Below are 22631 nucleotides of genomic sequence, written 5' to 3' on the forward strand. Positions count from 1 at the left end.
GACCCGCCCCAAGGAGGAACCGCGCGTGCGTCCCACCCTCGCCGCCGAACAGGTACGGGCCAGCCTGAGCCAGTACCTCGCGACGACGTACGCGCTGGCCGACGAGTCCACCCGGCGCGCCCTGGAGGGCTTCCTCGGCGACCCGGACGACGGCATCTTCCGCGGCCCCTACCTCCGCGTCCGCACGCCGTTCCGGACGGCCGACGGCGACGACTGGCAGCGGCACCTGACCTGGCACCCCGACCTCACGCCGTACCGCCACCAGGAACGGGCCTGGGAACGGCTGTCCACCCTCCACGGACCCGCGCGGCCCACCCTCGTCACCACCGGGACCGGATCGGGCAAGACCGAATCGTTCCTCGTCCCGATCCTCGACCACTGCCTGCGCGAGCGCGAGGCCGGCCGCGAGGGCGTCAAGGCGATCCTGCTCTACCCCATGAACGCCCTCGCCACCGACCAGGCCCACCGGATCGGCAAACGCCTCGACGACCCGAAGGACACCCGGCTGCGCGACGCCGGGGTACACGCCGCGCTGTACATCGGCGACCGGCCGTCCCAGGAGTTCAAGCAGGCCAACCCCGCGATCACCGTCGACCGCGACGAGATCCGCCGTACCCGGCCCGACATCCTGATCACCAACTACAAGATGCTCGACCTGCTCCTCCAGCGCCCCGAGGACCGGCGGCTGTGGCAGGACTCGCCCCTCGCCTACGTCGTGCTCGACGAGTTCCACACCTACGACGGCGCCCAGGGCACGGACGTCGCCATGCTGCTGCGCCGCCTCGGGTCCGTCACCGGGCTCGCCGAACCCGGCCGGCCCCTGGGCCCGGTCTGCCCCGTCGCCACCTCCGCCACCCTCGGCGAGAACAGCGGGGGCGAGGCCGGCCGGCCCGGGATGCTGGAGGTCGCCGAGCAGGTCTTCGGCGTGCCGTTCCCGCCGGACGCGGTCGTGGGGGAAGACCGCAGGGCCACCAGGGACTTCACCGGCGAGAGCGACTTCACCCTGCCGTTCCCGTCGCCGCAACAGGTCGACTCCCTCGGCGACCCCACCCGGGACCCGGACGCGATGGACCGCCTCATCGCCGAGTTCACCGGCCTGAGCGCGCCCACCCCCGAGGAACTCGGGGACGTCCTGCGGCGGCACCGGCTCACCTCCGCCGTCCTGGACATCCTGGACGGCACCCCCAAGACCCTCGCCGAGATCACCGAGGTGCTGCCCCGCTACGCCTACCACTGGGGCATGGCCGTACAGCGGCAACCGGGCCTCGCCGCCCGCGCCCTCGCCCGCTACCTGGCCCTCCTGTCGTACGCCCGCGACCCGAGGCACCCCGGCCGGCCCCTGCTCTCCATCGAGATCCACCACTGGGTGCGCTCGGTCTCCCGCGTCCTGCGCGGCATCAGCGCCGCCCGCGCCGAATTCCGCTGGGACGACGAACGGGTCACCTCCGGCGGCGCGCTCATCCGCTCGGGCCGGACCTCCGACGCGCGGCCGTCGCCGTACGACGGGGAGGGGGCCGCAGGACCGTCCGCGGCCGAGGGGAACGCCGTCCCGGCCGACGACAGCGCACCGCCGCCCGCCCAGGTGTTCCTGCCCGCCGTGTTCTGCCGCGAGTGCGGACGCTCGGGCTGGGCCGCGTACTCGCCGGAGGTCGACCCCACCCAGCTCGACCTCGACGCGACGAAGATCCGCCGGGCCTCCGTCGGCCGCGACAAGCGCCGGGTCCGCAACATGATCGCGGCGACCCCCCGCGAGGTACAGGAAGCCGCCTTCGCCGCGGGGGCGGACCGCAGGCGCGGCGGGCCCTCCGTCATGGTCCTGGAAGGCACCGAGGGCCGGCTGCGCCCCCTGGCCCCCGAAGCCGACTTCAGCGCACCCGAGGAGGGCGGGGGACCGCGCCGACCCCTGCCGCTGCGGAACGCCGCCTTCGTCCACGCCGACCTCGACGGCGACCGGGCGGCCGAGCGCGACCAGTGTCCGGCCTGCCGCACCTTCAACTCCATCCGCTACCTCGGTACCGGGCTCGCCGCACTCGCCGCCGCGGCCGTCACCCAACTCTTCACCGGCGGCGAACTGGACAAGAACCTGGGCGAGGACAAGACCCTCCTCTTCAACGACTCCGTCCAGGACGCCGCCCACCGCGCCGGCTACGTCGCCAGCCGCTCGTACACCTTCTCCCTGCGCTCCCTGCTCGCGAGCCGCATCCGCGAGGACGAACCCGTCGCCCTCAACGACCTCGCCGCCGACCTCATCGCGGACGTCGTCGACAGCAAGGCCGTCCAGGCCGCCGTCATCCCCCCGGACCTCCACCTCGTCCGCGGCGTGGACACCCTGCTCTCCGGGCGCAGTCGCGGTTCCCAGGCCACCTGGCAGCTGATCGCGCAGCGCCTCGCGTTCGCCACCGTCATGGAGTTCGGCCTGCGCTCCCGGCAGGGACGCACCCTGGAACTGACCCGTACGGTCGCCGCGGACGTGCCCCTCCAGGACCCCGACGCCGTGGCGGACCTCGTGCGGGAGATCCTGCTCACCACCCCCGGCGAGGTCGCCCTCCCCGACGGCTCGGCGCCCGGCCCCGACCAGTACACCGGCTTCGTCCGGGGACTGCTGGAGCGCATGCGCGTCCGGGGCGCCGTCCGGCACGCCTGGCTCGACCCCTGGCTGAAAGAGGCCGGCGTGCGCCGGTGGGCGATCTGGGGCGGGCGCGCGCCGGGGATGCCCGCGTTCCCCCGAGGGGTCTCCGCACCCGCCTTCGTACTCGGTGCCCCCAAGCACGGCAGCGAGGACTTCGACGTCCTCACCGGCCGCCTCGGCTGGTACCAGGACTGGGCCGTACGCGCGCTCGGGCTGCGACCCGAAGCGGCGGCGGTCTTCCTGAGCCGGCTGCTCCCCGCGCTCACCGAAGCGGGTGTGGTGTCCGCACGCACGGCCGACGACGGCGCCACCCGCGTGTACGGACTCCAGCCGGGACACGTCCAGGTGCGCGCCCTCGCCGACGAAGCGCTTCCCGACGCCACCGCGCACTGCCCCAGGTGCTTCTGGGAGCAGACCATCCACCCCGACCTCGCGGACCACTGGCACGGGCAGCCGTGCCCCCGCTACCGGTGCGGCGGCACCCTGGGCACCGGACGCCACCTGGACAGCGGACTGCGCCAGCGGGACTTCGCCGACGACTTCTACCGCCGCATGTACCGCGAGGCCGGTGTCTTCACCATCAACACCGCCGAGCACACCGGCACCCTCAGCCGCGCGAAGCGCGAAGCCGTGGAGAAGGCGTTCCGCGACGGCACCCGCGTCCACTACGCCAACCCGCAGGTGCTGTCCTGCACCCCCACCCTGGAACTGGGCATCGACATCGGCGACCTGTCGGCCGTCGTGCTCGCCTCGCTGCCCAAGGGACCGGCCAACTACATCCAGCGCGTGGGTCGCGCCGGGCGCTCCACCGGCAACGCCTACCTGCTCACCATGGTCGACCGCGGCCCGCGCGACCGCTACTACCTGGAAGACCCCCGGCTCATGATCGCCGGGGACGTCCTGCCGCCCGGCTGCTACCTGTCCGCCGTCGAGATCCTCCGCCGCCAGTACGTCGCCCACCTGCTCGACCTCGCGGGCGGAGGCAGGCTGAACGCCCCGGACGGAACACCCCTGCGCCCCCTGCCGGGACGCGCCGCGGAACTCTTCGGAGCCTCCGCGTGGCAGGCCGAGTTCGCCGAAGCCGCGTTGACCGACGGCGAACGGCTCGTACACCGGTTCCTCGCACTCTTCCCCCCGTACGACGAGAGCCGGGGCACCGGAGTCAGCCCCCAGGCCCGCGCCGCCCTCGTCACCTACGCGACCGATCCCGGCGAAGCCGGGCTGGGTGCCGCCCTCGACACCGCGCGCCGCCGCTGGGAGGACCGCCGCGCCGACCTCCAGCGCCGGACCGAGGCGATCGACCGGGCGCACGGACTGCTCGTCGCCGGAGACCCCGACCACGAGCGGCAGGGACGCGAACTGCGCGCCGAGCGGCGCGATGTGGCGCGTGTGTCCCGCGAGATCAGCCGCACCACCGCCCACGGGGCCCTCGTCGATCTCGGCCTGCTCCCCAACTACAGCCTGATCGACTCGACCACCGAGCTGGAAGCCACGCTCACCTGGACGGAGAAGGACGCCGACGACACCCGCAGGAGCCACACCAAGACCCTGCGACACAGCCGTCCGGCCCGCCTCGCCCTCTCCGAGTTCGCCCCCGGCAACCACTACTACGTCCAGGGATACAAGCACCGCGTCACCGGACTGGACATCGGCACCCCGGGACGGCCGGCCTGGCTCTGGTGGCGCGTCTGCCCCGACTGCGGCCACGTCCGCACCCACCGCGCCGAGCAGGACGCCTCGCCCTGCCCGCGCTGCCGCTCCGCCGCCATCGGCGACATAGGCTGCCTGCACAAGGTCCTCGTACCGCGCCGCGTCACCTCCCGCGACGAACGCGACGACGTCCGCGTCCGCGACGACAGCGACGAACGCGAGCGGCGGCACTACACCGTCGTCCCGGCCGTGGACATCGACGGACACGACATCGAGCAAGCCTGGAAGCACGAACACGCCACCTTCGGATGGGAGTTCACCCGGCAGGCCCGGATCCGGCACTTCAACGTCGGGGCGACCCGGGTGGACGGCGGTACCGACACGGCCTTCGCCGGACACGAAGTCCGCCTCAACCCGTTCTGGGTCTGCGACGCGTGCGGCTTCGCGGACCCGGACGGCGGGCCCGTCGCCCACGACACACGCGTCACCCCGGACCGGTACCACCGGCCCTGGTGCCCCCGGCGGCGCGCTGAGGCCGACACCGCGCGGCGGGGGGAACGAGTCCTCCTCGCCCACGAGCTGCGCACCGACGCCCTGCGCATCCTCATCCCCGCCGTCACCGCCCACACCGCGGAACGGCTCGCCTCCTTCAAGGCGCTGCTCCTGGCCGGTATCGCCCGCAGCTACGGCGGAGACCCGGACCATCTCGCGGTCGTCACCGACTCCATGCCCGAGGAGGGCGAGGGCGCGCTGCGCCGCCACTACCTCGTCCTGTACGACACGCTGCCCGGGGGCACCGGATACCTTCACCGCCTCGCCGGTCAGGACGGGCTGCGGAGCGTCCTGGAAGACGCCCGCCAGGTGATCGAGACCTGTGTGTGCGTGGGCCGGGGAAGGACCGCCTGCCACCGCTGCCTGCTCCGCCACGTCACCGACGGCGAGTACGAGCTGGTGAGCCGCGAGCACGCCCTCGACATGCTCGGCGAGCTGTTCGGCCGCACGGCGGACCACTGGAGCGCCGAGCCCGTGGCCACCACCCGGGACATCACCCTGGTCCACCAGGTGGAGAGCGAACTGGAGGCGCTCTTCCGGCGCGGGCTGCTGGAGTGGGCCGACCGGGTGGACGAGGTCAGTGTCCGCACGGCGCTCACCGCCGACGGCACCAGGGACACCACACTCCGCTTCACCGCACCGGACGGAACCGTCCGCGGCTGGCAGATGGAGACCCAGACACCGCTCGGCTTCACCCGGCCCGACGTCGTCTTCCGCAGCACCGACGACGACCGCAGGGCGGCCGTCTACCTCGACGGCTACCGCTACCACGCGAGCCCCGACAACCTCACGGCCGAGGACGACGCGGCCAAACGCACCAGGCTGCGCGCCGAGGGCTGGCAGGTCTTCCAACTCACCTGGGACGACGTACAGGCCTGGACCGGGCGCACCGCGCCGCAGGCCGACCCGGTGTGGAAGCCCTATCCGAACACCGCGCAGAAGACCGCCATGGACGTACACCGGCGGATGCACGCCGGGGACACCCGCGACCTGCCCCGCCTGGTGTGGGCCAACCCGGTCGAGACGCTGATCGGCTACCTCACCGATCCGGCCCCGGGCACATGGCGGCTCCGCGTCCAGAGCGCCCTCGCGGGCTTCGCGGCCGTCTCGGCGACCAGCAGGGCCCTGGCCGACGGCCCGGAGACCGGACGCCGGATCAGCGAGGCGCTGCACGGGCAGCGGCTCTCCGGCGGCCAGGGAGCCGTGCAGGTCATGGCCACCCGGGACGCCTCGGGCTGCCCGCTCACCATCGCGCTCGACCTGCGCCGGGGGCAGAGCGGTGCGGCCTGGACCGCGCTGACCGTCCTCGACGACAGCCCCGGAACGGTCGCGGGCGACGAGGCGGCCCATCGCAGGCGCTGGCAGGCATGGCTGTACTGGAGCAACCTCCTCCAGTTCCTCGACGCGGGCGAGGGCGACGGGGTCCAGCTCACCACGTCCATGCTGCCCGGATTCGATCCGGCCGAACTGGCGGTCACCGGCGGGGGCGGCCGGCTCACCTCACGGCCGCGCGCACACGCGTCCGGGCCGGAGACCCCGGAACCACCGGCGGACCAGCGGCAGACCGGGGCGCCCGGCCGCGACCCCGCCTGGGACGAGGTCATCGACCTCCTCGTCGACGACCCGGGCCTGGAGGCCCTCGCCGCCGCGCTCGCCGACCGCGGCGTCCCCGTCCCCGTAGCCGGCCACGAGCTGGGGACGGCCGCCTGGCCCGCCGAACTCGCCTGGCCCGCCCGTCGTGTGGGCATCGTCCTCGCCCCCCGCCCGGACCCCGGCAACGGCCGGGACGTCGAGGCCGAACGACGGGACGAGGCATACCGGGACGCCGGCTGGCAGGTGCGTACGGCGCCCGAATGGGACGCCGACGAACTCGCCGCGCTCGTGAGCGGCGACGCGAACGGGACCACGAACGACCAAGGAGAGAATCAGCGATGACGGTCACCAGTACGCCGCGGACGGGCGTGACCCTGCGTCTGCTGGACAAGGCGGACAAGGAGATCGTCAAACTCGACCGCGCGGTGCTCGGGGCGTTCTACAAGTTCCAGCACGACTTCCGCCGCAACCCGGACGCCGGCGGCCTCGACCTCAAGCCGCTCGAGGGCCACGACCGTCTCTGGTCGGCGCGCGTGAACCGGGAATGGCGCGCGCTGATGATCCGCCTCGGGGGCGACGACTGGCTCCTCGTCTCGGTCAAACACCGAAGCCACGTCCACAAGAATCTGGACCGCTTCAACTACGGCATCAACCACATCACGGGCGCCATCGAGTACGTCGACCTCCAGGTCGTCGAGGAGAGCCTGCTGCGCCGCGGCCCGAAGCCGCCGGCCGCTGCCACGCCCCTTCCGGCTCCCGTCCCCCCTCCGGCCGCTCCCGGGCCCTCGGAGACGCCGCTCTTCGCCGCGTACACCGACCAGCAGCTCGCGGACCTCGGCGTCACCACGCCTCTCATCCCCATCGTCCGGAAGCTCACCACCGACGACGAACTGCTCGGCCTCGCCGAGTACGCGCCCCGCCACACCGGGGAAGTGCTCCTGCGGCTGCGCGACGGCGTGTCCTACGACACGGTCATGGAGCAGGTGACCGCTCCCGTCGCGGTGCCCGAACCCGAGCGGAACCTCGACGCGGACGACTGGCGAGCGGCCGTCGACCGTTCCCAGGCCGTCGTGATCACCGACGACGAATCCCTGCAGAGCATCCTGGAGGAGGGTGACTTCGGCCGCTGGAAGGTCTTCCTGCACCCGACCCAGGAAAAGCTGGTCCACCGGCGGTACTCCGGCCCCGCCCGGGTCGGCGGCGGGCCGGGGACGGGCAAGACCATCGTCGCCCTCCACCGTGTCTGCCACCTCGTGGGCGGACTCTCCCCGGGCCACACGAAGCCCGTGCTCCTCACCACGTTCAACCGGAACCTCGCCGCCGACCTGCGTGCCCGATTGCTCTCCCTCGGCGGTCCCGAGGTGCTGGCACGCGTCGACATCGCCCATGTCGACCAACTCGCGACCCGGATCGTCAGCGAGGCCGACCCGGGCAACGCGAAGCGCCGGATCGATGACGCGACCGCCCTCCGCGAGTGGCGGGAACTGCTGGTGGAGACAGGGGAAACCCGCTGGAGCGCCGAGTTCCTCAGCGACGAGTGGAACCAGGTCATCCTGGGCCAGGCCGTAACCTCCCGCAGTGACTACTTCACCGCCCGCCGGGCGGGGCGGGGCCGCAGCGTCACCCGCGCCGAACGCGCGGGCATCTGGCAGCTGGCCGAGCGCTTCACCCAACGGCTGGAGACGAAGGGCCTGGAGACCCACCGGCAGGTGGCGGAGCGGGCCGCCAAGCTGGAGATGGCCCGCAAGGCGCGCATCGACCGGCGCGCGGAGGAGCAGGAGCAACGGGGCGGCCTGCGCAACCTCCACGTCGAGGCAGGCTCCGGCGCCTGGCTGCGCTACCGGTACCGCCATATCGTGGTCGACGAAGCGCAGGACCTCAGCGCCGCCCACTGGAAGATGCTGCGCGCCATGGTCCCGGCCGAGCCCGACGACATCTTCCTCGTCGGCGACACCCACCAGCGCATCTACGACAACCAGGTCACCCTCGGCAGCCTCGGCGTCCACATCCGCGGCCGCTCCTCACGGCTGACCCTCAGCTACCGCACCACCCGGGAGATCCTCCGGGGCGCCGTGCGGGTCCTGGACGGCGCCGCCTACGACGACCTGGACGGCGCCGCGGACACGCTCGCCGGATACCGCTCGGTCCTGCACGGCACGGAACCCTCGTTGCGCGGGGCACGCGGCTGGGAGGAGGAGATGGACCTCGTCGTCGAGCAACTGAGGGCCTGGCACGACGTACCCCGCGAGGCCACGGCGATCTGCGTTCCGACCAACGACATGGTCTCCCAGCTCGCCGCCCGGCTCGTCAGGAACGGCATCACTCCGTCGGAGATCACGCAGGACGGGCCGCGCGGCGACCGAGGCGTCAACATCGGCACCATGTATCGCTTCAAGGGGCTGGAGTACCGCTGCCTGATCATCGCGGGGGCCGCCGAGGGGCTCGTCCCGCGGTCTTCCGTGGACGACTGGGAGCACAAGGACCCGAGCCGCCACGAGCGGGAACTGCACCGAGCCCGCTCACTGCTGTTCGTCGCGGCGACCCGTGCACGAGACGCGCTCGCCATCACCTGGCACGGTGAACCGAGCAGGTTCCTGGCACCGCTCCTGCCCACGAAGTAGCGAGGCGTCCCCGCCGGCCCACCTGGGCAGTAGGTCGGCGGGGTGTCTGGGCAGCAGGCCGGCGGGTTACGCAAAAGGTCGGCACAAACGCGAAGACCTCGCATTCAGCCATTCCGCTGATTACGAGGTCTTCAGGCACTTCCTGCGAAGTGCCCCCGGCAGGATTCGAACCTGCGCACCCGGCTCCGGAGGCCGATGCTCTATCCCCTGAGCTACGGGGGCGTTTCGCCGTGTTGCTCGGCGACGGGTGAAACACTACCAGCTTCCACGGGGTGCCCGTGAACAGGTATTCCGCGTCATCGCGCGAGGTCGGTACGCCCCTCGCACACACATCCGGCCATCCTCGCCGTCCTCCGTCCGGGGACGGAAGTGGGCAAAACCCGGACGCAGCTCCTGCGGCCCGCCTACTCTCGAAGGGTGTCTGGCGCTTGCGGCCGCGTGCTTGTTGTCGACGACAACAAGGTCATCCGGCAGTTGATCAGGGTCAACCTCGAGCTGGAGGGCTTCGAGGTCGTGACCGCGGGCGATGGTGTCGAGTGTCTGGATCTGGTGCACCGGGTCCGGCCCGATGTGATCACCCTCGATGTCGTCATGCCCCGGCTGGACGGCCTCCAGACCGCCGGCCGGCTGCGGTCCGACCCGCGCACCGGGCATCTGCCGCTCGCGATCGTCAGCTCCTGCACGCCGTACGAGGTGGACCACGGGGTCGCCGCCGGGGTGGACGCCTTTCTGGCCAAACCCTTCGAGCCCAGCGAGCTGGTACGGCTGGTGCGCCGGCTCATGGAGCGCGGCCGGCCGCCCGTACTGGACTGCGGGCAGGGCGGCGGGCTGGCGGAGAGCGCCGCCGGCTGACCGCATGGCGAAACCGGTTCGCGAAGGGCCCCCCTCCCTCCCATACGCTTGTGCCGTGACCCCCGTCGATCTCTCCACGACCGTGCTGCGCGCCGTGCGCCGCGCGGTCCGCGAGGACGCCCTCCGCGTGCCCGTGCCCGCGCGCGTCCGGGTGGAGCGGACCCGCCCCGGCGGCCGCGGGGAGTACGCCAGCGCCGTCGCGCTCCAGCTCGCCGGACCCGCCGGAATCGGCGCCCGCGAGGTCGCCGCGATCCTGCGTGACCGGCTCACCGGAACCCCCGGCGTCGCCGGCGTCGAGATCACCGGACCCGGCTTCCTCAACTTCACGCTCGACGCCGGTGCCGGCGCCGCCGCCCACCGCGACCTCGTGCACCGCGTCCGCGCCGAGGGCGAGCGCTACGGCTGGAGCGACGCCCTCGCCGGACACCCCGCCCGGCTCCACCACGCCCACGAGGTCCGGGCCGCCGTCACCGCGGACGCCGTCCGCCGCCTCCTGCACACCCAGGGCGCCCCCGTCCACCTCAGCCACGACGGCGGCGCGCCGGACCCCGCCTGGCAACGGCTCGGAGTGAGCCCCGACGCGTACGGGCGGCCGGAGGCGGAAGCGGCGGCGCAGGCGGCGGCCACGCCGGTACGGCCCGTCCCCGCCGGGCACACCGCCGCCGAACTGCTCCGCCGGCTCGGCCCCGACGCCACCCGCTGGGGGCTGCTGCGGCCCGCCGGCCACGACCACGCGCCCCTCGGACCCGAGCTGATCGTCCAGACCGCGGCCAACCCCCTCTTCCGCGTCCGCTACGCACACGCCCGCGCCCGCGCCCAGCGCCGCGGCGCCGACCGGCTCGGCCTCACCGCCGCCGCGCCCGGCGAGGACATCGACACCACCGGCGCCGCCCCGCTGCTCACGCTGCTCGACGCGCACCCCGCCGTACTCGCCGCCGCCGCCCGGCAGCACGCCCCGGACCGGCTCGCCCGGCACCTCGAAGCGCTCGCCGGCGCCTTCTTCGACTTCCACGACGCCGCACCTCCGCTGCCCGCCGGGGAGGAGAAACCCTCGGCCGCCCACCGCTCCCGGCTGGCCATCGCCGAAGCCGCCGGGACGGTGCTGGCCGGCGGCCTGACCCTGCTCGGCGTCAGCGCGCCCGAACACCTCTGAGAATCCGAGAGAGCAGAGCCACTCACAATGAGCCGATCCGCCCACCCCGCCGGACCCCGTCACGCCGACGTGCTGTCCGAGGGCCACTACCTCGCCCCCGCCGACAACCTCAACGCCCTCGACACGAAGGTGTGGTCCAGCACCGTCACCCGCGACGAGCAGGGCGCCCTGACCGTCGCCGGGCTCCCGGTCGCCCGCCTCGCCGAGGAGTTCGGCACCCCCGCCTACTTCCTGGACGAGGCCGACTTCCGGGCCCGCTGCCGCGCCTGGGCCGACGCCTTCGGACCCGGCGCCGACGTCTTCTACGCCGGCAAGGCGTTCCTCTCCCGCGCGATCGTCCGCTGGCTCACCGAGGAAGGGCTCAACCTCGACGTCTGCTCCGGCGGCGAACTGGCCACCGCGCTCGACGCCGGCATGCCCCCCGAGCGCATCGCCTTCCACGGCAACAACAAGACCGTCGAGGAGATCGAGCGCGCCGTCGCCGCCGGCGTCGGCCGCATCGTCCTCGACTCCTTCCAGGAGATCGTCCGCGTCGCCCACACCGCCCAGCGCCTCGGAAAGCGCCAGCGCGTCCAGATCCGCGTCACCGTCGGCGTCGAGGCGCACACCCACGAGTTCATCGCCACCGCCCACGAGGACCAGAAGTTCGGCATCGCGCTCGCGGGCGGACAGGCCGCCGAGGCCGTCCGCCGCGCCCTGACGCTGGACGGGCTGGAACTCGTCGGCATCCACTCCCACATCGGCTCCCAGATCTTCGACATGGCCGGCTTCGAGGTCTCCGCCCGCCGCGTCGTGCAGCTCCTGGCCGAGGTGCGCGACGAGCACGGCGTCGAACTGCCCGAGATCGACCTCGGCGGCGGCCTCGGCATCGCGTACACCTCCGAGGACGACCCGCGCGAACCGCACGAGATCGCCAAGGCCCTCGGCGACATCGTGACCCGCGAGTGCGAGGCCGCCCGGCTCGCCACCCCCCGCATCTCCGTGGAGCCCGGCCGCGCCATCGTCGGCCCGACCGCCTTCACGCTCTACGAGGTCGGCACGATCAAGCCGCTGGACGGCCTGCGCACCTACGTGAGCGTGGACGGCGGCATGTCGGACAACATCCGCACCGCGCTCTACGACGCCGAGTACAGCGTCACGCTCGCCTCGCGCACCTCGGACGCCGAGCCGATGCTCGTCCGCGTCGTCGGCAAGCACTGCGAGAGCGGCGACATCGTGGTCAAGGACGCCTACCTGCCGTCCGACCTGGCCCCCGGCGACCTGATCGCCGTGCCCGCCACCGGCGCGTACTGCCGCTCCATGGCGAGCAACTACAACCACGCCCTGCGCCCGCCGGTCGTCGCCGTGCGGGACGGCGCGGCGCGCGTGATCGTCCGGCGCGAGACGGAGGAAGATCTCCTGCGTCTCGATGTCGGCTGATGCCGTATTTCCGGGGCCGTACCACGGTATCCCCGTAAAGGTCTCACGATCCGGACGGGTGGCGGGAACACCCGTCCGGTGAGTGAGACTGGTCCGTACAACAGCTGTAAAGGAAACGAGGTCGGATGATGCGTACGCGTCCGCTGAAGGTGGCGCTGCTGGGCTGTGGTGTGGTCGGCTCAGAGGTGGCGCGCATCATGACGACGCACGCCGACGACCTCGCCGCGCGCATCGGCGCGCCGGTGGAGCTCGCCGGTGTGGCCGTGCGCCGGCCGTCCAAGGTGCGCGAGGGCATCGACCCCGCGCTGATCACCACCGACGCGACCGCCCTGGTCGAACGGGGCGACGTCGACGTCGTCATCGAGGTCATCGGCGGCATCGAGCCCGCCCGCACCCTGATCACCACCGCCTTCGAGCACGGCGCGAGCGTCGTCTCCGCCAACAAGGCGCTGCTCGCCGAGGACGGCGCCGCGCTGCACGCCGCCGCCGAACGGCACGGCCGCGACCTCTACTACGAGGCCGCCGTCGCCGGCGCCATCCCGCTCGTCCGCCCGCTGCGCGAATCCCTCGCGGGCGACACGGTCAACCGGGTGCTCGGCATCGTCAACGGCACCACCAACTTCATCCTCGACAAGATGGACACCAGCGGCGCCGGCTACTCCGAGGCGCTCGACGAGGCCACCGCGCTCGGCTACGCGGAGGCCGACCCCACCGCCGACGTGGAGGGCTTCGACGCCGCCGCCAAGGCCGCGATCCTGGCCGGCATCGCCTTCCACACCCGGGTGAGGATCGGCGACGTGCACCGCGAGGGCATCACCGAGGTCACCGCCGCCGACATCGCCTCCGCCCGCCGCATGGGCTGCACCGTCAAGCTCCTCGCCATCTGCGAGCGCGCCGCCGACGGAGCCTCCGTCACCGCCCGCGTGCACCCCGCGATGATCCCGCTGAGCCATCCGCTCGCCTCCGTCCGCGAGGCGTACAACGCGGTGTTCGTCGAGGCGGAGGCCGCCGGGCAGCTGATGTTCTACGGCCCCGGCGCGGGCGGCGCGCCCACCGCGTCCGCCGTCCTCGGCGACCTCGTGGCCGTCTGCCGCAACAAGCTCAACGAGGCCACCGGACCCGGCGAGTCCGCCTACACGCGGCTGCCCGTCAGCCCCATGGGCGACGTCGTCACGCGGTACCACATCAGCCTGGACGTGGCCGACAAACCGGGCGTGCTCGCCCAGGTCGCCACGGTCTTCGCCGACCAGGGCGTATCCATCGATACGGTCCGCCAGCAGAGCCGGCCGGACAGCCAGGAATCCGACGGCGAGGCATCGCTCGTCGTCGTCACCCACCGCGCGCCCGACGCCGCCCTCTCCGGGACCGTCGAGGCGCTGCGCAAGCTCGACACCGTGCGCGGTGTCGCCAGCATCATGCGTGTTGAAGGGGAGTAAGGACCCATGACCACCAAGGGCACCCACCAGTGGCGCGGCATCATCGAGGAGTACCGGGACCGCCTCCCGGTCACGGACACGACCCCGGTCGTCACGCTCCGTGAGGGCGGTACGCCACTCGTACCGGCCCAGGTCCTCTCCGAGCGCACGGGCTGCGAGGTGCACCTCAAGGTCGAGGGCGCCAACCCCACCGGGTCCTTCAAGGACCGCGGCATGACCATGGCCATCACCCGTGCCAAGGAGGAGGGCGCGCAGGCCGTCATCTGCGCCTCCACCGGCAACACCTCCGCCTCGGCCGCCGCCTACGCGGTCCGGGCCGGCATGGTCTGCGCCGTCCTCGTGCCGCAGGGCAAGATCGCGCTCGGCAAGATGGGCCAGGCCCTCGTGCACGGCGCCAAGATCCTCCAGGTCGACGGCAACTTCGACGACTGCCTGACGCTGGCCCGCTCGCTCTCGGACAACTACCCGGTCGCGCTGGTCAATTCGGTCAACCCGGTCCGCATCGAGGGCCAGAAGACCGCCGCGTTCGAGATCGTCGACGCCCTCGGCGACGCCCCGGACATCCACGTCCTCCCCGTCGGCAACGCGGGCAACATCACCGCGTACTGGAAGGGCTACACCGAGTACGCCGGCGACGGCATGGCCACGCACAAGCCGCGCATGTGGGGCTTCCAGGCGTCCGGCTCCGCGCCCATCGTGCGCGGCGAGGTCGTCAAGGACCCGTCGACCATCGCCACCGCGATCCGGATCGGCAACCCGGCCTCCTGGAACTTCGCGCTCGCCGCGCGCGACGAGTCCGGCGGCTTCATCGACGAGGTCACGGACCGTCAGATCCTGTCCGCCTACCGCCTGTTGGCCTCGCAGGAGGGCGTCTTCGTGGAGCCCGCGTCGGCCGCGTCCGTCGCCGGTCTGCTCAAGGCCGCCGAAGAGGGCAAGGTGGACCCCGGCCAGAAGATCGTGTGCACGGTCACCGGGAACGGCCTCAAGGACCCCGACTGGGCCGTCGCGGGCGCCCCGCAGCCGGTGACCGTCCCGGTCGACGCGGCCGCCGCCGCCGAACGGCTGGGCCTGGCCTGACCCGCCGGTCCGGGGGCCGGTCCGCACGGACGGCCCCCGGACCACACGGACGGCCCCGGCATCGCACACGCCACCTCGTCCGCACGCGCGACACCCCGTCAGAAACGGCGCCCGACCGGCCCTTTCCGCCCGGGAGAGCGCATCACGGGCGTGCGACACGCATCGTGCGCCTCCTGTGCGCCCTATGTCGCCACAGAACCTTCCTTCGATAAGCTGTACCCAACCCGCCCCGCCGCGTCTGCCGGGGCGCCACCGGGCCGTTGCGGCTCCCCCGAAGAATCCCCGCCCGCAGCTCCTCGGATTCCCCGCCGCCTCACAAGGAGAGTCGTCACAGCGATGGCCGGTCCCGCCTTCCGAGCCGCCGCCGTCCGGGTGCGCGTCCCCGCGACCAGCGCCAACCTCGGCCCCGGTTTCGACGCCCTCGGCCTGTCGCTCGGCCTGTACGACGACGTCGTCGTCCGCGTCGCCGACTCCGGACTGCACATCGACATCGCCGGCGAGGGCGCCCAGACCCTGCCCCGCGACGAGAAGCACCTGCTCGTACGCTCCCTGCGCACCGCCTTCGACCTGCTCGGCGGGCAGCCGCGCGGCCTGGAGATCGTCTGCGCCAACCGCATCCCGCACGGCCGCGGCCTGGGCTCGTCCTCCGCCGCCATCTGCGCCGGAATCGTCGCCGCCCGCGCCGTGACGACCGGCGGGGACGCCCGGCTCGACGACGCCGCCCTGCTGGAACTGGCCACCGAGATCGAGGGCCACCCGGACAACGTCGCGGCCTGCCTGCTCGGCGGATTCACCCTCGCCTGGATGGACGGTTCCTCCGCCCGTGCGATCAGGATGGACCCCGCCGATTCCATCGTTCCGGTGGTTTTCGTCCCCGGCAAGCCGGTCCTCACCGAGACCGCCCGCGGCCTCCTGCCGCGCACCGTTCCGCACGTGGACGCCGCCTTCAACGCAGGCCGCGCCGCCCTGCTCGTCGAGGCCATGACCCGGCGCCCCGAGCTGCTGCTCACGGCCACCGAGGACCGGCTGCACCAGGACTACCGCGCGCCCGCCATGGCCGAGAGCGTCGAGCTGGTGGGCCGGCTGCGCGCCGAGGGCGTCCCGGCCGTCATCTCCGGGGCGGGCCCGACGGTGCTGGCCCTGGCCGGGGACGGCGAGGCCGACAAGGTCGCCCGGCTGGCGGGCGAGGGATGGGCGGCCAACCGGCTCGCCCTCGACGCGCAGGGCGCGAGCGTCCTGCCGCTCACGTCGTCGTAACCGGCAGACCGCCGGCCGAGAAGTGATTGCCGGTGAGCGAGAGGGGGAATGTTTGTTGGAGCCGGTAGTGTTAACCTCAAGTCTGCAATCGACGTCCATGAGGCGCGTTGCTTCGTGTCCCCTTCGGGACCACCATTTCTTCCGGGAGCCTCCCCAACTGTCAGAGCAGCCTGCCTGAGCAGTTGCGAGCACGCTCCGGAACCGGCACGACACCCCTCGCTCCTCCAGAGAGTGGGCCGAGCAGGGGGATGCTCGCGCCGGGCCCATGCACACCTCATCTCTCCGCCGTTCCATCCGGCGGACCACCGCCCCGGCACGGGCCGCACCAACCGAGGACCGCAGCCGGACAGCACAACCGGTCGCCGAGCCAGAAGGCCGACGTCCGCTCCAGGGAAGGACCCTTCGTGAGCGACACCACCGATCTGATGGGCGTGACTGCCGACAAGAGCGTCGACAGCGCCGCGCCCGCCGAAGGTGCTGCCACTGGCACCACCGCACGGCGCCGCCGCTCCGGCACCGGCCTTGAGGGCATGGTCCTGGCCGAGCTGCAGCAGGTCGCGTCCGGCCTCGGCATCAAGGGCACCGCGCGGATGCGCAAGGGCCAGCTGATCGAGGTCATCAAGGAGGCCCAGGCAGGCGGCGGCGCACCCGCCGCCCAGGCCAGGGCCACCGCGGCCCCCGCCGAGGCGACGGAGACGAAGCCGAAGCGCCGCGTCACCTCCAAGGCGCGCACCATCGCCGCCGACGAGACCCCCGCCGCCGAGCCCGCCGAGAAGGCCGCGGCCCAGCAGCAGATCGACATCCCGGGCCAGCCGGCCAGCGACGACCAGCCCGCGGGCGAACGCCGCCGCCGCCGTGCCACCGCCCAGGCGGGCAGCCCGGAGACCAAGCCGGACACCAAGGCGCAGACCCAGATCCAGACCAAGGACCGCGTCCAGGACGAGCCCAAGCACGAGCAGAAGCACGAGGCGCCCGCCGAGGACCGCTCCGAGGCCAAGGCCGAGAACGCCGCCGACAACGCCGAGGGCCGTCGCGGCGACCGCCAGGACCGCGGCCAGCAGCGCGGTGACCGCGGCGAGCAGCGCCGCGACCGCCAGCGCGACCGCCGGGGCAAGGGCGACGACCAGAGCGGCCGGCGCCAGGGCGGCGGCCAGAGCCAGGGCGGCAACAACGGCCCCCAGGACGACGGCTTCGACGACGAGGGCGGCCGGCGCGGCCGGCGCGGACGCTACCGCGACCGCCGCGGCCGCCGCGGGCGCGACGACTTCGCGGGCGACGCCCCGCCCGTCAGCGACGACGACGTCCTGATCCCCGTCGCGGGCATCCTGGACATCCTCGACAACTACGCGTTCATCCGGACCTCCGGCTACCTGCCCGGACCGAACGACGTGTACGTCTCGCTGGCCCAGGTCCGCAGGAACGGCCTGCGCAAGGGCGACCACGTCACCGGTGCGGTCCGCCAGCCCAAGGACGGCGAGCGCCGCGAGAAGTTCAACGCGCTGGTCCGCCTCGACTCGGTCAACGCCGGGGCGCCGGAGTCCGGCCGCGGCCGGCCCGAGTTCCAGAAGCTCACGCCGCTCTACCCGCAGGACCGGCTCCGCCTGGAGACCGACTCCAACGTCCTGACGACGCGCATCATCGACCTGGTCGCCCCCATCGGCAAGGGCCAGCGCGGTCTGATCGTGGCCCCGCCGAAGACCGGCAAGACCATGATCCTCCAGGCCATCGCCAACGCGATCACGGTCAACAGCCCCGAGTGCCACCTGATGGTCGTCCTGGTCGACGAGCGTCCGGAAGAGGTCACCGACATGCAGCGGTCGGTGAAGGGCGAGGTCATCTCCTCGACCTTCGACCGCCCCGCCGAGGACCACACCACCGTCGCCGAGCTGGCCATCGAGCGCGCCAAGCGCCTGGTCGAACTGGGCCACGACGTGGTCGTCCTGCTCGACTCGATCACCCGCCTGGGCCGCGCGTACAACCTCGCAGCCCCGGCCTCCGGCCGCATCCTGTCCGGTGGTGTCGACTCCACCGCGCTCTACCCGCCGAAGCGCTTCTTCGGCGCCGCGCGCAACATCGAGGACGGCGGCTCGCTGACCATCCTGGCCACCGCGCTGGTCGAGACCGGCTCGCGGATGGACGAGGTGATCTTCGAGGAGTTCAAGGGCACCGGCAACATGGAGCTCAAGCTCGACCGCAAGCTCTCCGACAAGCGGATCTTCCCCGCGGTGGACGTCGACGCGTCCTCCACCCGCAAGGAGGAGATCCTGCTCGGCGGCGAGGAGCTGGCGATCGTCTGGAAGCTGCGCCGGGTGCTGCACGCCCTCGACCAGCAGCAGGCCATCGAGCTGCTGCTGGACCGGATGAGGAAGACCCAGTCCAACGCGGAGTTCCTGCTCCAGATCCAGAAGACCACCCCGGCGCCGGGCAACAACGACTAGTCGGGGCCCCGCCGCCGTCCAGGGCCGCCCCCGCACTCCGGTGCGGGTGCGGCCCTGCACGCGTACCCCCGTACCCCCGCCCCGGCGGGCCGGGGAATAGCCGGGGGCCGACCCTCGTTTTGGGAGATACGGCCGGTCCTGGCAGACTGGTACGTCGGCCCCGGTTCACGGACGCGCAATCCGCGCGTGCGACCCGGTGCCCTCCCGAACCTAGGAGAAACCCTTGAAGCGCGACATCCACCCCCAGTACGTCGAGACGCAGGTCAGCTGCACCTGTGGCGCGTCGTTCACCACCCGCTCCACGCTGGACAGCGGCACCATCCGTGCCGAGGTCTGCTCCGAGTGCCACCCGTTCTACACGGGCAAGCAGAAGATCCTCGACACCGGTGGCCGTGTGGCCCGCTTCGAGGCCCGCTTCGGCAAGGGCGCCAAGGCCTCCGGCAAGTAGCGAGCCGTCCGCGCCGGTCCGCGACGCCCTCATCCGGGGGCGCCGTGGCCGGCGTTTTTTTCCGGTCCGGGACGGGGCCCGTATACCCCCGCCCCGGCAGGCAACCACCGGCCGGCAGGCACGACCAGCGAAGGAACCAGGAGCCGAGATGTTCGAGGCGGTCGAGGAACTGATCGGCGAGCACGCCGATCTCGAGAAGCAGCTCGCCGACCCCGCGGTCCACGCCGACCAGGGCAACGCGCGCAAGCTCAACAAGCGCTACGCCGAGCTGACCCCGATCATCGCCGCGTACCGCTCCTGGAAGCAGGCCGGGGAGGACATCGAGACCGCCCGCGAGCTGGCCGCCGACGACCCCGACTTCGCCGCCGAGGTCAAGGAGCTGGAGCAGGAGCGCGAGGAACTCACCGAGAAGCTCCGCCTGCTCCTCGTCCCGCGCGACCCCAGCGACGACAAGGACGTGCTCCTGGAGATCAAGGCCGGGGCGGGCGGCGACGAGTCCGCGCTGTTCGCCGGCGATCTGCTGCGCATGTACCTGCGCTACGCCGAGCGCGTCGGCTGGAAGACCGAGATCATCGACTCCACCGAGTCCGAGCTGGGCGGCTACAAGGACGTCCAGGTCGCCGTGAAGACCAAGGGCGGCAACGGGGCCACCGAGCCCGGCCAGGGCGTCTGGGCCCGCCTGAAGTACGAGGGCGGGGTGCACCGCGTGCAGCGCGTGCCCTCCACCGAGTCCCAGGGCCGCATCCACACCTCCGCCGCCGGCGTCCTCGTCACGCCCGAGGCCGAGGAGGTCGACGTCGAGATCCACGCCAACGACCTGCGCATCGACGTCTACCGCTCGTCGGGCCCCGGCGGCCAGTCCGTCAACACCACCGACTCCGCCGTCCGCATCACCCACCTGCCGACCGGCGTCGTCGCCTCCTGCCAGAACGAGAAGAGCCAGCTCCAGAACAAGGAGCAGGCCATGCGCATCCTGCGCTCCCGGCTGCTCGCCGCCGCCCAGGAGGCCGCCGAGCAGGAGGCTTCGGACGTACGTCGCAGCCAGGTGCGTACGGTCGACCGGTCCGAGAAGATCCGGACGTACAACTTCCCGGAAAACCGGATCTCCGACCACCGCGTCGGCTTCAAGGCGTACAACTTGGACCAGGTGCTCGACGGAGACCTGGACGCGGTGATCCAGGCGTGCGTCGACGCCGACTCCGCGGCCAAGCTCGCCGCCGCCTGAGCCCCACCCGCCCGCCCCGCTTGTGAACCCGTACGGAGAACCGCGATGAACCTGCTGCTCGCCGAGGTGGCCCAGGCCACCCAGCGGCTGGCCGACGCCGGTGTTCCCTCACCGAGATTCGATGCCGAGGAACTCGCCGCGTTCGTGCACGGCGTCAAGCGGGGCGAGCTGCACAACGTGCCGGACGCCGACTTCGACGCCCGCTACTGGGAGACCGTCGCCCGCCGCGAGGCCCGCGAACCCCTCCAGCACATCACCGGACGCGCCTTCTTCCGCTACCTGGAGCTCCAGGTAGGACCCGGCGTCTTCGTGCCCCGCCCCGAGACCGAGTCCGTCGTCGGCTGGGCCATAGACGCCGTCCGCGCGATGGACGTCGTCGAGCCGCTGATCGTGGACCTGTGCACCGGCTCCGGCGCCATCGCCCTCGCCATGGCCCAGGAGGTGCCGCGCTCCCGCGTGCACGCCGTGGAGCTGTCCGAGGACGCCCTGAAGTGGACCCGCAGGAACGCCGAGGACTCGCGCGTCACCGTCCACCAGGGCGACGCCCTCACCGCCCTGCCCGAGCTGGACGGCCAGGTCGACCTGGTCATCTCCAACCCGCCGTACATCCCGCTCACCGAGTGGGAGTACGTGGCGCCCGAGGCACGCGACCACGACCCCGGGATGGCGCTGTTCTCCGGCGAGGACGGCCTCGACACCATCCGGGGCATCGAGCGCACCGCCCACCGCCTGCTGCGCCCCGGCGGCCTCGTCGTCGTCGAGCACGCCGACACCCAGGGCGGCCAGGTCCCCTGGATCTTCACCGAGGAGCGGGGCTGGGCCGACGCCGCCGACCACCCCGACCTCAACCGGCGCCCCCGGTTCGCCACGGCCCGCAAGGCGATGCCGTGACACGGGCCCCGCGCGCCCAGAACCCGCCCCACCCGTACACGCTTGAGGAGGCCGGCTGATGGCACGGCGATACGACTGCAACGACGCGACGGACCGTACGACGGGGCTGCGCGAAGCCGCGTCGGCCGTCCGCCGCGGCGAGCTCGTCGTGCTGCCCACCGACACCGTGTACGGGATCGGCGCGGACGCGTTCGGTTCGGAGGCCGTCGGCGACCTGCTCGAAGCCAAGGGCCGGGGCCGCAACATGCCCTCGCCGGTCCTCATCGGCTCCCCGAACACCCTGCACGGCCTGGTCACCGACTTCTCCGAGCAGGCGTGGGAGCTGGTGGACGCCTTCTGGCCGGGCGCCCTGACGCTCGTCGCCAAGCACCAGCCCTCGCTGCAGTGGGACCTCGGGGACACCCGCGGCACGGTCGCCGTCCGGATGCCGCTGCACCCGGTCGCCATCGAACTGCTCACGGAGGTCGGCCCGATGGCCGTCTCCAGCGCCAACCTCACCGGCCACCCGGCGCCGGAGGACTGCGACGCCGCCCAGGAGATGCTCGGCGACTCCGTCTCCGTCTACCTCGACGGCGGCCCGACCCCCGGCATCGTGCCGTCCTCGATCGTCGACGTCACCGGCAAGGTGCCCGTCCTGCTGCGTGCCGGGGCCCTCTCGGCGGAGGAGCTGCGCAAGGTGGTACCCGACCTCGAGGTGGCCAATTGACCGCCCCCGAGGGGCGTGGCATAGCGGGGCGGTCCAACACTTTCCGCATCCTCCACGTCAGCACCGGCAACGTCTGCCGCTCGCCGATCACCGAGCGGCTGACCCGGCACGCCCTGGTGCACCGGCTGGGCGACCCGCTCCAGGGCGGGCTGATCGTGGAGAGCGCGGGCACCTGGGGCCACGAGGGCGCCCCGATGGAGGCCAACGCCGAGGTGGTGCTCGCCGACTTCGGGGCGGACGCCACCGGGTTCACCGGCCGTGAGCTGCTCGACGAGCACGTCATCCGCGCCGACCTGGTGCTCACCGCGACGCGCGACCACCGCGCCCAGGTCATCTCCATGGGCCACTCGGCCGGACTGCGCACCTTCACGCTGAAGGAGTTCACCCGGCTGGTCCGCGCGATAGACCCGGCGACCCTGCCCGACGCCCGCGAGGAGGGCGTCGTCGAGCGCGCCCGCGCTCTGGTCCGGGCCGCCGCCGCGCTGCGCGGCTGGCTGCTGGCCCCGACCGCCGAGGCCGACGAGGTCTACGACCCGTACGGGGCCCCGATCACGTTCTTCCGGTCCGTGGGCGACGAGATCAGCCAGGCCCTGGACCCGGTCGTCACCGCGCTGACCGGCGTCTCCGCGCCCCGCTGACGTCCGCCGTGCAACCATCGCGGCCGACTCCGTGTCCTCAACCATG

At 72.7% G+C, this 22631-nt stretch carries 14 protein-coding genes and 1 tRNA gene; 14 read left to right on the forward strand and 1 reads right to left on the reverse strand.

Annotated features, from left to right (window positions below; genetic code table 11):
• Positions 1–25: 25 nt before the first annotated feature.
• Both DNK56_RS25610 and DNK56_RS25615 read left to right on the forward strand, forming a co-directional pair.
• Positions 26–6766 (forward strand): DEAD/DEAH box helicase, encoded by a 6741-nt coding sequence (locus DNK56_RS25610; protein ID WP_111338187.1) that lies wholly within the window; start codon positions 26–28, stop codon positions 6764–6766.
• Complete coding sequence (locus DNK56_RS25615) at positions 6763–9045, forward strand: UvrD-helicase domain-containing protein (protein ID WP_111338188.1); 2283 nt, start codon at positions 6763–6765, stop codon at positions 9043–9045. The genes DNK56_RS25610 and DNK56_RS25615 overlap by 4 nt, the downstream gene beginning before the upstream one ends.
• Positions 9046–9195: 150 nt before the next feature.
• Here DNK56_RS25615 and DNK56_RS25620 read toward each other — a convergent pair.
• Positions 9196–9267: transfer RNA gene (locus DNK56_RS25620), tRNA-Arg, on the reverse strand.
• 216 nt (positions 9268–9483) lie between these two features.
• Here DNK56_RS25620 and DNK56_RS25625 point away from each other — a divergent pair.
• From DNK56_RS25625 to DNK56_RS25680, 12 genes are all read left to right on the forward strand, one after another.
• Positions 9484–9897, forward strand: a complete 414-nt coding sequence (locus tag DNK56_RS25625) for a response regulator (RefSeq protein ID WP_111338189.1) — start codon at positions 9484–9486, stop codon at positions 9895–9897.
• Positions 9898–9952: 55 nt separating this feature from the next.
• Positions 9953–11050: an ArgS-related anticodon-binding protein NrtL gene (gene nrtL / locus DNK56_RS25630; protein ID WP_111338190.1), complete on the forward strand. Its 1098-nt coding sequence runs from the start codon at positions 9953–9955 to the stop codon at positions 11048–11050.
• A 27-nt stretch (positions 11051–11077) separates the two neighbouring features.
• The gene (lysA, locus tag DNK56_RS25635) at positions 11078–12469 is read left to right on the forward strand and encodes a diaminopimelate decarboxylase (protein ID WP_111338191.1); all 1392 of its coding nucleotides are present in this window, start codon (positions 11078–11080) and stop codon (positions 12467–12469) included.
• A 125-nt stretch (positions 12470–12594) separates the two neighbouring features.
• Positions 12595–13905, forward strand: a complete 1311-nt coding sequence (locus DNK56_RS25640; RefSeq protein ID WP_199563627.1) for a homoserine dehydrogenase — start codon at positions 12595–12597, stop codon at positions 13903–13905.
• Between the two features lie 6 nt (positions 13906–13911).
• Positions 13912–14982: a threonine synthase gene (thrC, locus tag DNK56_RS25645; protein ID WP_111338192.1), complete on the forward strand. Its 1071-nt coding sequence runs from the start codon at positions 13912–13914 to the stop codon at positions 14980–14982.
• A 336-nt stretch (positions 14983–15318) separates the two neighbouring features.
• Entirely contained in the window at positions 15319–16239 is a 921-nt protein-coding gene (thrB, locus tag DNK56_RS25650; RefSeq protein ID WP_111338193.1) for a homoserine kinase, read from the forward strand.
• A 404-nt stretch (positions 16240–16643) separates the two neighbouring features.
• Complete coding sequence (rho, locus tag DNK56_RS25655; protein WP_111338194.1) at positions 16644–18677, forward strand: transcription termination factor Rho; 2034 nt, start codon at positions 16644–16646, stop codon at positions 18675–18677.
• Between the two features lie 223 nt (positions 18678–18900).
• Positions 18901–19125, forward strand: a complete 225-nt coding sequence (gene rpmE / locus DNK56_RS25660; protein ID WP_111338195.1) for a 50S ribosomal protein L31 — start codon at positions 18901–18903, stop codon at positions 19123–19125.
• Between the two features lie 148 nt (positions 19126–19273).
• Positions 19274–20350 (forward strand): peptide chain release factor 1, encoded by a 1077-nt coding sequence (gene prfA, locus DNK56_RS25665; protein ID WP_111338196.1) that lies wholly within the window; start codon positions 19274–19276, stop codon positions 20348–20350.
• Between the two features lie 45 nt (positions 20351–20395).
• Positions 20396–21241: a peptide chain release factor N(5)-glutamine methyltransferase gene (gene prmC / locus DNK56_RS25670; protein ID WP_111338197.1), complete on the forward strand. Its 846-nt coding sequence runs from the start codon at positions 20396–20398 to the stop codon at positions 21239–21241.
• A gap of 58 nt (positions 21242–21299) precedes the next feature.
• Complete coding sequence (locus DNK56_RS25675; RefSeq protein ID WP_111338198.1) at positions 21300–21947, forward strand: L-threonylcarbamoyladenylate synthase; 648 nt, start codon at positions 21300–21302, stop codon at positions 21945–21947.
• A complete protein-coding gene (locus DNK56_RS25680; RefSeq protein WP_111338199.1) occupies positions 21944–22585 on the forward strand; it encodes an arsenate reductase/protein-tyrosine-phosphatase family protein in 642 nt (213 codons plus the stop codon). Before DNK56_RS25675 ends, DNK56_RS25680 begins: the two co-directional genes overlap by 4 nt.
• The last annotated feature ends 46 nt before the right edge of the window (positions 22586–22631 follow it).

The organism is Streptomyces sp. AC1-42W, assembly GCF_003248355.1.
In the GTDB taxonomy this organism is placed as follows: domain Bacteria; phylum Actinomycetota; class Actinomycetes; order Streptomycetales; family Streptomycetaceae; genus Streptomyces.

Bases quoted from the DNA above. Each gene is read 5' to 3' on its own strand.
- DNK56_RS25640 (WP_199563627.1), top strand. From the start codon at position 12,595: ATGATGCGTACGCGTCCGCTGAAGGTGGCGCTGCTGGGCTGTGGTGTG.
- lysA (WP_111338191.1), top strand. From the start codon at position 11,078: ATGAGCCGATCCGCCCACCCCGCCGGACCCCGTCACGCCGACGTGCTG.
- prmC (WP_111338197.1), top strand. From the start codon at position 20,396: ATGAACCTGCTGCTCGCCGAGGTGGCCCAGGCCACCCAGCGGCTGGCC.
- DNK56_RS25615 (WP_111338188.1), top strand. From the start codon at position 6,763: ATGACGGTCACCAGTACGCCGCGGACGGGCGTGACCCTGCGTCTGCTG.
- thrC (WP_111338192.1), top strand. From the start codon at position 13,912: ATGACCACCAAGGGCACCCACCAGTGGCGCGGCATCATCGAGGAGTAC.
- prfA (WP_111338196.1), top strand. From the start codon at position 19,274: ATGTTCGAGGCGGTCGAGGAACTGATCGGCGAGCACGCCGATCTCGAG.
- DNK56_RS25675 (WP_111338198.1), top strand. From the start codon at position 21,300: ATGGCACGGCGATACGACTGCAACGACGCGACGGACCGTACGACGGGG.
- thrB (WP_111338193.1), top strand. From the start codon at position 15,319: ATGGCCGGTCCCGCCTTCCGAGCCGCCGCCGTCCGGGTGCGCGTCCCC.